Raw genomic sequence first — 12,884 nt, 5'->3', positions numbered from 1 at the left:
AAAAGCGACGGTGGGCTGTCTGGATCTCCCCTCAGATATCCCGCCTCCCTAATCAAACAAAATCCCTCCTTTCCCCGAACAAAACTCCACCTCCGCCTCAACCAATCTCGCGCGTGAAACAATCCCCCTCCCCTTCAAAAACAACCGTCCGTTCCTCCCGACTGCTCTTTTCGTTACACTGAAAGCGCATACTCGTTCAAGGGGAGAATCTAGCGATGAACTTTGATTTAACGATCGTACCTTTCAGCCGAAGAGAATCGTTCCTGGCGGTCTCCATTCTGCCAGAAGCGCCGGATAGACGACAAGGCCTCTATATGCGCACCGTTCGCGGCGGCGACGATAAATTCGGCGAGGCGTTCCGCGTCGAGATGCTAGATAATAACGGCCAATCTGTACCGTTCCAGTCGATCGCTACTCCTGAACAGATCCGACTGGAAGCGGCCAACGGCCAAGCGGCCGAGATCTGCATCTCCGACAGCCGGACGTTCCGCGTGCGGACGAAGGGCTGCGGCATTCGCTTGACCTTCCGCACGGCTGCGTATGACTACGCCTTCCAAGCCGCGCCGCGAAGCTGGGAAGTGAACAGCTTCACCCATGAATGCAGATTCATGCTGACGGCGCTTGTCGGCGAGCTGCGGATGGAAGTGCCATGGGACAAAATCAAAAGCTCGTACGTCATCGCGGATTTCTTGCCTGACAGCGAATCCGGCCAAGCCGAATTCGCGGTGGAGGAATTCCGGACCGTATGGGTACAGCGGACGGAGTGGGAGCCGTTCGACGATATCGTGAAGCAAGCGCGGGACGAATTCAGCCAGTGGCTGAATCGCAGCTTAACCTTGCCACGGCAATGTGAGGATAGCCGGGAGCTTGCGGCCTACATTACGTGGTCGTGTCTCGTTCCGGCCGAGGGGTGTCTCACGCGTCCGGCCATGTATATGTCGAAGAACTGGATGACGAATATTTGGAGCTGGGATCATTGCTTCAATGCGATGGCGCTCGTTCGCCACGATCCGAAGCTGGCCTGGGATCAGTTCATGATTTTCTTCGACCGGCAGGATGAGAGCGGGCTCATCCCGGATTTCGTCAACGATAAATACGAGCTGTGGAATTGCAACAAACCGCCGATCCACGGATGGACGCTGGCGTGGATGATGGCGCGAACGGACTTTATCCAATTGGCGCAGCTGATCGAAGTGTATGAGCCGCTGTCTAAATGGACCATGTGGTGGTTCCGCTATCGCGATTCCGACGGAGACGGCATCCCGCAGTATAATCACGGCAACGACTCCGGGTGGGATAACAGCACGGCGTTCAACAACGGCATCCCGGTCGAGAGCCCGGATCTGGCGGCCTTTCTCATCATTCAAGCCGAGGTGTTGGCCGAGATCGCGGGCCGCCTTGGACTGCGGGATGAAGCTCTCGAATGGCGTCACCTTGCCGAGGACACACTGGAGAAGATGATTAGTCATTTCTGGCAGAATGGCCGATTCATCGCCTGCCGATCCGGTTCGCACGAGGTCTCCGAAGGCGACAGCTTGCTCTTGTTCGTCCCGATTATATTGGGCCAACGTCTGCCTAAGCCTATCCGCGCCGCGCTGCTGCAAGGGCTAAGGGACGAGAATCGGTTCTTGACGGCTAACGGCTGGGCGACGGAGAGTCTGAGCAGTCCGTTCTACCATTCGGATGGCTATTGGCGGGGACCGATCTGGGCGCCTTCGACCATGATCCTCGTTGAAGGAGCTGCCGCGGCGGGAGATCGCGAGCTGGCGGAGGAGGTCTCTCGCCGGTTCTGCGCCATGCTGGACCGGAGCGGGATGGCCGAGAATTTCGATGCGGTTACCGGGCAGGGGCTGCGGGATCGCGCCTTCACTTGGACGTCGAGCGTGTTCCTTATTTTAGGGCACGAGTATGCAACTTAATGGACGGACGCACTTCCACGACGCTTTCAACCGGCGGAGAGGAAGTGCTTTTGACGTTTAGGAGATCGGCCCGTGACAGAGGCGATATTGTTCGTCCGAAGCGGCACATGCTACAATGCTTATGATTTTGTCGAGCATGGAGGGGCAACCAAAGATGGGACATTTACGCAAGCTGCTGCATAACCGCCTTCTATCAGGCTCTTACCGGAGCATCCGCACGAAGATGCTCTTCTGTTTTCTCCTTGTGACGCTTATTCCGCTATTATCCCTTGGCGCCTTGTCCTATTACCAATCCGCGAAAGTCATTAACTCCCAGTTTGGCAAATACGGCGAGAACGCCGTCGCGCAATTGGAGCAGCAGACGAGCGCGTATTTGAATCGGATGAATCAGACGACGGAGACGATCTACGCTTATTTGCTTGATCCTGCGCGGGCGGATCTCGGGGAACGGGCGCCCACGACCTATGAAGATATCATGGATAAGAATGATTTGGAATCGTTCTTGAAAGCGCTTAAGAATGATCGGACGATCGACATCTACATTATTACGCGCACCGGTTATTATTACGGAGAGAACGATCTCGATGTTTCCAAGCTGGACCGAATCCCTGCATGGCAGGCGATGTCGCAATCGCTCGCGGGCAACTATTGGCTGGGGTTCTATCCCCAGAATCACGGCATGCGGATTGTCGCGGATACCGGCATTCCCGTGCTCGGTTTGGCGGTCCCGATTAATAACCCGTACGGCGCGCTGCGGGGCAGCAAAATTCTGATCGAAGAGAACGCCGAGGAGCTGCTTCATATGTTCCGGCTGTTCGAGCAGGATACGAAAGCGCACCTCCGTATACGCGATCCCAAGAGCCGAGTCATCTACGAAACGACGGAGGCCTTCGCGCCGCAAAGCAGCGATATCGTCTGGAACCGGACGATCGCGTTGAACGGGTGGAGCATCGAGGCCAGATTGCCTGCCGTCTCGTTCTATCGTTCATCCGGCATAATAAGATCGAATACGATGCTTGTGGCTTTGATCTCCAGTCTACTCGCCTTAGGCCTAGCCTACTTGTTCGCGAACCGGTTCACGGCTCGGATTCGCCGGCTCAAGGAGGCGATGCAGAAGGTGAGCTTCGGCAAACTGCATACGCGGACGCCGGTTGAAGCGAAGGACGAGCTGGGCAGCCTGGATATCAGCTTCAACAATATGGTGGGCGGCGTGCAGACGTTGATCGGCGAGATCGAGCGGAGCGAGCGGCTGAAGAAGGAAGCGGAGCTCAAGGCGTTCCATTACCAGATTAATCCCCATTTGTTGTTCAATACGTTGAATTCGATTCAGTGGAAGGCCAAGCTCGCCGGCGCGGAGGATATCCGCCGCATGCTGTACCATCTGACGGTGCTGCTCGAGGGGAATTTGGACATCTCGCAGGAGCTGATCCCGATCGGACGCGAGCTGCGCATCATCGAGCATTTTTTGAAGATTCAAGAGATCCGCCATGGCGACACGTTCATGTATAAACTCGAATGCGAAGAGCAGTTGAAGCGCTATCTGATTCCTCGCATGACGCTGCAGCCGCTATTCGAAAATATTTTCTTCCACGGATTCGAGGATGGCGAAGGCGAGATTCGATTAACGATTCGCGAGGCGGGCAATCATCTGCTGCTGACGCTATCCGATAACGGGGCGGGCATTCCGGCACATAAATTAGAGCGCCTGCTTCTGCCCGATCTGTCAAAGTCTAAGGGAAGGGGAGGACTCGGCGTGCAAAACGCGGATCAAAAATTCAAGCTGCATTTTGGCCAGCAGTATGGATTAAGCGTCCAATCGGTTCAAGGGGAAGGGACGACGATTCTAATCGAATGGCCCAAGAGGGAGGAGAATCCGCATGACAACAACGAAGACGATCAAGGTATTAATCGCAGATGACGAGAGCATCGTCCGCAAAGGACTCCGTTCGACCATCCCTTGGGCGAAATACGGCATGGAAGTGGTCGCGGACGCGCCCAACGGCCGCAAGGCGTGGGACGCCTTCCTGGAGCATCGGCCTCAGGTCGTCATAACGGATATCGTCATGCCGGAGATGGATGGCATTGAATTGTCGCGGAAAGTGAAAGAGACCGCGCCCGCGACGAAAATCATTCTGCTTAGCTGCCACCGGGATTTCGACTATGCGCAGCAAGGCATCAAATTGGGCGCCTCCGGCTACTTGCTCAAAACCGCCTTCGAGGATGAAGAGCTGGAGGAGATGCTGGAGAAGTTTCGAAGCGAGCTCATGGCGGCGTCGGAGCCGCCCGCTCCCGTGGACGATGCGGACGATTCAGGAGAGCGGATCAGCACGCTGCTGTACGCTTGGCTGAACGGCCATCACGATAAATTCAGAGGCGAATTAGAGAAGCTGGCGCGCGACGCCTGGTCCTTCCAGGGAGCGCCGGTCTGTCTGTATCTGGTCAAGACCGCGGGCTGCGACATGTCTTGGCCGGAACTTGTGAAGCCAGGCAGCGATGATGCCCATCAACTGGGCACGGGAGCGGTTATTCCTTACGGGGACGAGCGCTGCTACTGTATAGTACCGGAATCGCATACGAGCGCGATGGATAGTCTGCTGGTCGAGAAGAAAAGCGAAGCGGCAAAGCTGCAATGGGCCAGAAGAGGACCGCTTCCGAATACGGAACAATGGCTTGAAGCTTGGGTTTCGCTGCATAAGGAAGCCGAGTTGGAGAGAGCGTACAACGTATCCGCGACGGATTGGCCGGAGGCGATTTGGCGCGCCGTCAAACTGCTCCACGACAACCCGGCCGCGGAATGGTCCGTGAGCGACGTCGCCAGGCAGGTGGGCCTTAGCCGAAGCCATTTCTCGATTCTGTTCAAGAAAGCGGTGGGAGACAGCTTCGTCGCGTTCCAATATAAACGGAAGCTCAAACTGTCTTATGGGTTATTGAAGGATACGAATCTGACCATGCAAGAGATTGCCGAACGGACTGGGCTTGGCGACAGCAAATATTTCAGCAAATGGTTCAAGCGCTGCACGGGGATCACGCCGAGCAGCTACCGCGCCCGACAAAAAGACGACGCGCCTCTAACAGAAGACCACCCCGATGCGTGAATCGAACAAATACGCACAATACTCCAAATAGCTATCCGTTTTGAACCGCTTTCATTTTCGTTATGATGAAAGCGGTTCAATTATTATGTATCTCACTGATAGGGGAGCTGCCAGAGATGAAAAAGAAAAGCACGTTTATCCTTCTGACAACGGTAATGGCGATGTCTGCGCTTACGGCGTGCAGCGGCAATAATGAAGGCGCGAACGGTAATGTAGGGCAACCTTCGGGCGGCAATCGTTCCGCGGAAACGAAGACGCTTCGTTTCGCTACGTGGGACACGGGAGACGCGCTCAAGATCGAGCAGGATATCGCGAAGAAGTTCGAGGCCGCTCATCCGGGCACGAAGGTCCAGGTAGAAGCTTATGCGGACGGATTTGACCAGAAGATGGCTGCCGGCTTCGGCGCGACGAATCCGCCGGATGTCATGTACATGTGGGACTTCCCGACTTATCACCGGTCGCTGGAGCCGCTGAATAGCTACGCGGACGGCGATCAGGAACTGAACAAGGACGATTTCTACAGCGGGCTGTTCAACTACGCGACCATCGACGGCAATCTGTACGGCATCCCGGCCGGCTTCACGACGCGCGTCGTCTATTACAACAAGAAGCTGTTCGATGCGGCGAATGTGCCTTATCCGAAGGACGGATGGACATGGGATGACTTCCGGAATGCCGCCAAGAAGTTGACGGATCCTTCCAAGAAACAGTACGGCTTCGGCGTTCGCGCCGAGAACGACACGTATGACCTGCAAGGTTTCGTATGGAGCAACGGCGGCTCGTATATCTCCGCAGACGGCAAGACGATCGACGGCTTCATGAACAGCAAGGAAACGGCGGACGCCATCCAATTGTTCGGCGATATGCTGAAGGACGGATCGGCGGTTCTGACCGGCGGCAAAGGCCAGCAGAGCGGCGAAGATATTTTCAAAGGCGGCAAAATCGCCATGTGGGAAAGCGGTATATGGCCGCTGGAATCGTTCAAGCAAGCCGGCATCGACGTCGGCACCGTCGAGATGCCGGCTTTCCAAGGCAAGCCGGTCAAAGGCGTCGTGGCCGAATCCGCGCTGTCCATTGCCAAGGATTCGAAGCAGAAGGAGCTGGCTTGGGAATTTATCAAATACTACGTGTCCAATGAAGCGATCAAGATGCGAGTAGCCGATCTGCCCGTCCGCGTAAGCGTGGTCAACGAGCTGAAGAAGGACCAGGATCCGCTGTATAAGCCGTACTACACGATGCTGGAGCGCTCGGATAATACGCCGGCTTTCCTGCTGAATGCGAAGTGGAACGAAATCAATCGGCAGCTGTCCGCGGCGGTCGAAGCGGTCGTGCACGGCAGTAAGGCGCAGGACGCGTTGAACCAAGCGGTGAAAGATAGCGAGCGTTACTTGAAATAACAATTACAGTTCGTAGAAAGAAGGTTAGGAGATGGCTCAGACCTACCGGCAGACAGCAGGGAACAACGCGGCCAGCTTCACGCTTGGCAGAAGACGCAGATGGGGCGGGGCTGTCCCCTACCTCTTCATTTTCCCTTGGATCTTCGGATTCCTCGTTTTCACGCTAGGTCCGTTGTTGTTCTCGCTCGTCATCTCGTTCTTTGACTGGCCCATCGTGGGACAGGTGCATTTCATCGGATTGGGCAACTATGCGTCGATGTTTACGGATGATCCGTTGTTCTGGAAGTCGTTCGGCGTCACGCTCAAGTTCGCCGCCTTGTTCGTCCCGCTCAACATCGTCGTTGCGCTGGGGCTTGCCATTCTGCTCAATCAGGGCACGCGAGGCAGCGCGATTTTCCGCACCGCGTTCTATCTGCCCTCCGTTATTTCCGGCGTGGCGCTGGCGATGATCTGGTCTTGGGTGTACAGCGGCGATTACGGTATCTTGAACTATTTTCTGTCGATCATAGGCGTGCAGGGGCCGGATTGGTTGAACGATACGAAGTGGTCGCTGGTTGCGATGGTTGTCGCCAGTCTATGGGGACAGGGCTCGATGATGCTCGTCTTCCTCGCGGGGCTGAAAGGGATCCCGAAGGATCTATACGAATCGGCGTCCATCGACGGGGCGGGCGCGATCCGGCAGTTCTTCAGCGTGACGATTCCGATGCTGAGCCCGACGATTCTGTTCAATCTGATTACGTCGATTATCGCGGCCTTCCAGCAGCTGACGCTCGCCTTGCTGCTAACGGGCGGCGGTCCGATGAAAGCGACGTACTTCTATGCGATGTACATGTATGAGAACGCATTCAAATATTACAAGATGGGCTATTCCGCGGCCAACGCCTGGTTCATGTTCCTGATCGTGCTCGCCTTGACCTTCCTCGTCTTCAAGTCATCCGAGGCTTGGGTGTTCTATGAAGGCGAAATGAAACGCAAACCGCAGAAGAAATCCAAGTCCGGCGGGAAGGTGAAATCGGCATGAAGAGACTCCTTGTGTATGCGCTGTTGATCTTCATCTCGCTGCTGTTCGCCGCGCCGTTGTTCTGGGCGGTGACGACGGCGCTCAAGTCGCCGTCGGAGCTGTATCTGTTCCCGCCCAAATGGATTCCGACGACCTGGCAATTCAGCAACTTCGCGGAAGCTTGGACGATCCAGCCCTTCACCTTGTTTCTGAAAAACACGCTCATCGTCACGCTGCTGTCGACCATTGGCCAGCTGGTATCCTGTACCCTTGTGGCGTACGGGTTCGCCAGATTTGAATTCAAGGGACGTAACGCGCTGTTCCTCGTCGTGCTCGCGACGATGATGATCCCTTGGGAAGTGACGATGATTCCGCAGTATATGGAGTTCAACTATCTCGGCTGGATCAATACGCTCAAACCGCTTATCGTGCCATCGTGGTTCGGGTCGGCATACTACATCTTCCTGCTCAGACAGTTTATCCTGACCCTGCCGCGCGAGCTGGACGAAGCGGCGACCATTGACGGCGCGAGCAAGTTCGGCATTCTGGCGCGCATCATCGTCCCGCTGATGGGCCCTTCGCTCATCCTGGTCGGCGTGTTTCAAGTGATGAGCTGCTGGAACGATTACTTGGGACCGCTTATTTTCCTCAATGACCAATCGAAGTACACGCTGACGCTCGGATTGTCGCAATTCAAGGGCATGTTCGGCGTCGATATGCAGTCCATTATGGCGATTACGTGCTTGATCTCGATTCCGCCGCTCGCGGTGTTCTTCTTCGCGCAGCGGTACATTGTCGGCGGGATCGCGAATACCGGAATTAAAGGTTAGTTCGTTAGAGAGAATGCAAGCGATAGGAGAGGAGAAGTCATCATGAGAAACGAGAGCGTAGAACGAGATTGGGATAATCTTGCGGTGCTGGAGCGCAACCGCGTGAAGAGCCGGGCTTATTTCATCCCCTATTCCGACCGCGCCGGCGCTCTGAGCTATGACCGGGGAAGCTCCCCATGGTTCAAATCGTTGAATGGCGTCTGGAAGTTTCATTACGCGCAAGGACCGGAGTGGGCGCCGGAGGATTTCTTTGAAGAACGCTATGATTCTTCAAGTTGGGATGACATTCAAGTGCCGAGCCACTGGCAGCTGAAAGGGTACGGGCATCCGCATTATACGGACCTCTATTATCCGTTCCCCGTCGATCCGCCGCATGTGCCGAATGATAATCCGACAGGCAGTTATGTGCGGGAGTTCGAGCTTCCGCCGCATTGGGATGGCCGGACGGTAGCGGTCAAGTTCGACGGCGTCGACAGCGCGTTCCATGTGTGGGTGAACGGCGCCTTCGTCGGATACAGCCAGGGAAGCCGCTTGACGTCGGAGTTTGATTTAACGCCGTATGTGAAACCCGGTATCAATCGAATGGCGGTCCGGGTATATCAATGGTCGGACGGCACGTACTTGGAAGATCAGGATATGTGGTATCTGAGCGGTATTTTTCGGGATGTGTATTTAATTTCGGAACCGTCGTCGGTCCGTATCGCGGACTACCGGATCGTGACGGAACTGGATGCGCGCTATTGCGATGCCACGCTAGCGGTGAAGGCAGAGCTGGTCGGAGAGCATCCGCAAGGGGAAGTCGGCCTGCATTTGTTGGATCAGGAAGGCAAGCTTATCGCTTCGGCGGTTAGCGGGATCGTCTCGGATGCTGACCATCGCGCGACCGTTGTATTCGCGATACCGGTGACGAAGCCCGCGCTGTGGAGCGCGGAATCGCCGACCTTGTATCATCTGACGATCAGCGTAGCGGATCAACATGGCCGCGTCGTGGAGACGGTGGCGCAGCGGGTGGGCTTCCGCAAGATCGAAGTGAAGGACGGCCAATTCCTCGTCAATGGCCGCGCGATTTTGCTCAAAGGCGTCAATCGTCATGACCATCACCCGGATACGGGACGTGCCGTGACGCTGTCCACGATGATGCAAGACGTCGTCATGATGAAGCAACATAACATCAATGCGGTCCGGACGGCGCATTATCCGAACGACCCGCGGTTCTATGATCTTTGCGATGAATACGGCTTATATGTCATGGAAGAGACGGATTTGGAAACCCATGGCTTCGAGCTGCTGGGCAACATCTCCCGGTTAAGCGACGATCCCGCCTGGCAGGAAGCCTACGTCGACCGGGTTCGCCGCATGGTCGAGCGCGACAAGAATCATCCCTCGATTCTGTTCTGGTCGCTGGGCAACGAGTCCGGCTTCGGCTGCAACTTCAGGGCCATGTCGGCATGGTGCAAGCAGACCGATCCCACCAGGCTCATCCATTATGAAGAAGACCGGGAATCGGAAGTATGCGACGTGGTCAGCACGATGTATTCTTCCGTGGAGAAGATGACAGGCTTCGGGCAGCTGGCCGATCATCCCAAGCCGCACATTCTGTGCGAATTCGCGCATGCGATGGGGAACGGTCCGGGAGGACTCAAGCCGTACTTCGACACTTTCGACGCGTATCGCAGATTGCAGGGCGGCTTCGTCTGGGAATGGATCGACCACGGCATTCGCCGAAAGACGGCGGGCGGCAAGGTCGATTACGCGTACGGCGGCGACTATGGCGATGAACCGAACAACGGCAATTTCGTCATCGACGGCCTGATCCGTCCGGATCGAACGCCGTCGCCGGGACTTATTGAATATAAGAAAATTATCGAGCCGGTCAGGATCGAATCTATACACGGGCATCGTATCCGCGTAACGAACCGGTATGATTTCATCTCGCTGGATCACCTCTATGCGGATTGGAGCGTGACGGCAGACGGACGCACGGTCCAGAGCGGCGTCCTGACGCTGCCTCCGATCGGCCCGGGCGAAAGCGCGGAGCTCGACGTCCCGGTACGGTCGGATGTACGGCTTCCGGGGGCAGAGAACGAGGCGGAGCGATGGTTGAACATCGGCTTCTCCCTGGCCGCGGATTGTAATTGGGGCGAGCGGGGGCATGAGGTGGCATGGGCGCAGCTTGCGCTTGAAGCGGCGGCGCATGGAGACCAAGACGAGTCAGCGGCCGTAATTCTGCCTGTTCGGAGTCTGTCCTGCAGGGAAGAAGGACGCCAGCTTGTCCTGGAGAACGATTTGTTCCGCATGGCATTCGATGCCCGGCAGCCAGGGATCGGCTCGCTGCGGATCAACGGTCAAGAGCTGCTGCGCCGAGGGCCGCATCTTAACTTCTGGCGGGCTCCGATCGACAATGATATGTATGTGCTGCCGGATTGGCGCAAGGCGCATCTCGATAAGCTGTCCGAACGTATCGATGTCTGCCGCTGGGAGCGGGTGGATGAAGGGACCGTCCGGATCACATGGGCCTCTCGCATTGCGCCGCCGGTATTTGAGTGGGGCTTCCGATGCGAGACGACGTACACCGTTACAAGCTCAGGTTTAATCACGATTGACGTTCACGGCGTGCCGGAAGGCAAGCCGCCTGCGATGCTGCCTAAGATCGGACTCCAATTGGAGCTTCCGGCCGAGATGGACGATGTGCGATGGTACGGCCGCGGACCGGGCGAGAACTATGCCGACAGCAAAGAAGCGGGACGCTTCGGCGTATACCGCAAGTCGGTGGATGAACTGTTCACTTCGTATATTTATCCGCAAGAGAACGGCAATCGAACGGATGTCCGCTGGGTATCCGTCACGGACGGCAGCGGGATCGGGCTTCTGGCCGCAGGCATGCCGACGCTGGAGTTCAGCGCCCGTCGTTACACGGATGCGGATCTGGAAGCGGCCAAGCATGCGAGCGATCTCGTGCCCCGAGACTTTATTACGCTGAATTTGGACTACCGCCAGAACGGTCTTGGCAGCAACAGCTGCGGGCCGGCGCAAGCGCCGGATTGCGCCGTGACGTCGGAGGAATTCCGTTTCCGGATGCTGATGAAGCCTTACCTTTCCGAGGATGCCGCTCCGGAGCGTCTCTGTCATCAGATGAGACGGGAAGCGAGCCTTTCCACGCAAGGAGAGGAGTAGGAGATGTCCGACTATTTAAGAGGATTATGGCGTCTGCCCGGAGGGGTGCGCCGCTTCCTCATCACCGAAGCGTTATACGGGATTGGGATCGGCTTGTACTCGCTTGTGCTTAATTTGCACCTGTTGGCCAAAGGGTTGAAGGAAGACCAGGTAGGCGCGTTGGTATCGGCAGGTATCCTCGTCATGGGCTTGTTAGCGATCCCCGTGTCCCTGCTAGCCAATCGATTCGGCCGCAAAAAACTGCTCGTGACGGGCATTCTGTTTATTGCGGCAGGTAATATCCTGTATGCGTTCACGGAAGCGATCGCTTATTTCTACGTGGCGCAAATGCTGGTCTCGATCGGATTAACGCTCGTCGAGACGACGGAAGTGCAGCTTCTGTTCCATTATTGCGCGTCGCGCAGGGACGAGGTTCGCGCCTTCTCGCTCATGTTCGCCGTCTTCACGGCATTCACCGGAGCCGGGACGTTAATCGCGGGATATTTGCCAAGCGGGTCGGGGGATGGAGATGGCTATCGGACGGCGCTGCTCCTGGCGGGTCTGGTGTTCATCCTGCATGGCGTTATCCGCGGTCTCGTCCTGCCTGCGGAGTGCGGCGGCACGCGGACGGCGGACGAACCAAGAGCCATTCGAACCCAAGAACGGTTGTCGGATTGGAAGCAGAAGCTGCCCAGCGCGAAAATGTGGCTGTTCGCGCTGCTGCTGGCTTTACTCGGAGGCGCGATTGCCATTACGGGGTCTTACTTGAACGTTATCGTCAAGTTCCGGTTAGACTGGCCGGATGACAACGTATCCCTGCTGCTCGCCGTGGCCGGCATCTTCCTCTTCGCGAGTTCCTTGTTGACGCCCTATATAATGGAGCGATTCGGGCCGCATCGCGCGATTATTTCCGTTTTTCTGCTTAACATCGCGCTCTTCGCCGCGCTCTTCTCGCTCATGCCGGTATGGCTGTTCACGGTCCTGTTCCTCATACGCGGAGGTGCCGTAACGATGCTCTCCAATTTAGTGGACAGTCAGCTGATGTCCTCGCTCCAAGAAAAGGAGCGGAACCTCTTCGCAGGGATGCGCTCCGTATTCCGCAGCGTAGGCTCCTCGATCACCGCTTTTGCGGCGGGATGGATCTTGGCCGGCGCAGACTATCAGATGCCTTTCCTATTCACCGCGGTCGTGCTGGGCGTCGGATTAATCTGTTATATGCGGTGGGTTCGCCCGCTTCTGGATTAGGACGAGTATTGTGCGAAGTACGACGCTCCGAGCTCCATAGCCCAAAAACCGTCACCGCATAGGCGGTGACGGTTTTTGTCATTCATAAACTTCTTTCGTGAGCTCATACACTTCTTCTAAGGTAAGGCCAAAGGATTTGTAATAGGAGATGTCGATCGTCATCTGCTCCACAATCATCTCATTGCGTTTTTGAAGCTTCCCAGCTCCCCTTTAAGAATTTGAGCGCTGATTTTCTCGAAAAGCTG

The 12,884-nt window shown here is 56.4% G+C and carries 8 protein-coding genes; all 8 read left to right on the top strand.

The window, feature by feature from the left end:
• Positions 1–215: 215 nt before the first annotated feature.
• Positions 216–1,919, top strand: coding sequence for an amylo-alpha-1,6-glucosidase (locus BCM02_RS18200; RefSeq protein WP_148930529.1), 1,704 nt, complete (start codon positions 216–218; stop codon positions 1,917–1,919).
• Between the two features lie 154 nt (positions 1,920–2,073).
• Positions 2,074–3,837 carry a cache domain-containing sensor histidine kinase gene (locus tag BCM02_RS18195; protein WP_148930528.1) on the top strand — a complete coding sequence of 588 codons (1,764 nt, stop codon included), beginning with the start codon at positions 2,074–2,076 and terminating at the stop codon, positions 3,835–3,837.
• Positions 3,797–5,014, top strand: coding sequence for a response regulator transcription factor (locus BCM02_RS18190; protein WP_148930527.1), 1,218 nt, complete (start codon positions 3,797–3,799; stop codon positions 5,012–5,014). The genes BCM02_RS18195 and BCM02_RS18190 overlap by 41 nt, the downstream gene beginning before the upstream one ends.
• Positions 5,015–5,130: 116 nt before the next feature.
• Positions 5,131–6,411 (top strand): ABC transporter substrate-binding protein, encoded by a 1,281-nt coding sequence (locus tag BCM02_RS18185; RefSeq protein ID WP_148930526.1) that lies wholly within the window; start codon positions 5,131–5,133, stop codon positions 6,409–6,411.
• Between the two features lie 31 nt (positions 6,412–6,442).
• Entirely contained in the window at positions 6,443–7,432 is a 990-nt protein-coding gene (locus tag BCM02_RS18180) for a carbohydrate ABC transporter permease (protein WP_148930525.1), read from the top strand.
• Positions 7,429–8,241: a carbohydrate ABC transporter permease gene (locus BCM02_RS18175; RefSeq protein WP_148930524.1), complete on the top strand. Its 813-nt coding sequence runs from the start codon at positions 7,429–7,431 to the stop codon at positions 8,239–8,241. Before BCM02_RS18180 ends, BCM02_RS18175 begins: the two co-directional genes overlap by 4 nt.
• A gap of 42 nt (positions 8,242–8,283) precedes the next feature.
• Positions 8,284–11,415, top strand: a complete 3,132-nt coding sequence (gene ebgA / locus BCM02_RS18170; protein WP_148930523.1) for a beta-galactosidase subunit alpha — start codon at positions 8,284–8,286, stop codon at positions 11,413–11,415.
• 3 nt (positions 11,416–11,418) lie between these two features.
• Complete coding sequence (locus tag BCM02_RS18165) at positions 11,419–12,639, top strand: MFS transporter (RefSeq protein WP_148930522.1); 1,221 nt, start codon at positions 11,419–11,421, stop codon at positions 12,637–12,639.
• Positions 12,640–12,884 lie beyond the last annotated feature (245 nt).

Origin of the sequence: Paenibacillus methanolicus, assembly GCF_008124765.1 — a bacterium.
Classification (GTDB): domain Bacteria; phylum Bacillota; class Bacilli; order Paenibacillales; family Paenibacillaceae; genus Paenibacillus_Z; species Paenibacillus_Z methanolicus.
Note: the sequence above shows the minus strand (reverse complement) of the source record. Positions and strands in the feature narration are given on the sequence as shown.

What these genes read in the sequence shown, in the direction of transcription:
- BCM02_RS18200 (WP_148930529.1), top strand. Translation starts at nt 216, where the DNA reads ATGAACTTTGATTTAACGATCGTACCTTTCAGCCGAAGAGAATCGTTC.
- BCM02_RS18195 (WP_148930528.1), top strand. Translation starts at nt 2,074, where the DNA reads ATGGGACATTTACGCAAGCTGCTGCATAACCGCCTTCTATCAGGCTCT.
- BCM02_RS18190 (WP_148930527.1), top strand. Translation starts at nt 3,797, where the DNA reads ATGACAACAACGAAGACGATCAAGGTATTAATCGCAGATGACGAGAGC.
- BCM02_RS18185 (WP_148930526.1), top strand. Translation starts at nt 5,131, where the DNA reads ATGAAAAAGAAAAGCACGTTTATCCTTCTGACAACGGTAATGGCGATG.
- BCM02_RS18180 (WP_148930525.1), top strand. Translation starts at nt 6,443, where the DNA reads ATGGCTCAGACCTACCGGCAGACAGCAGGGAACAACGCGGCCAGCTTC.
- BCM02_RS18175 (WP_148930524.1), top strand. Translation starts at nt 7,429, where the DNA reads ATGAAGAGACTCCTTGTGTATGCGCTGTTGATCTTCATCTCGCTGCTG.
- ebgA (WP_148930523.1), top strand. Translation starts at nt 8,284, where the DNA reads ATGAGAAACGAGAGCGTAGAACGAGATTGGGATAATCTTGCGGTGCTG.
- BCM02_RS18165 (WP_148930522.1), top strand. Translation starts at nt 11,419, where the DNA reads ATGTCCGACTATTTAAGAGGATTATGGCGTCTGCCCGGAGGGGTGCGC.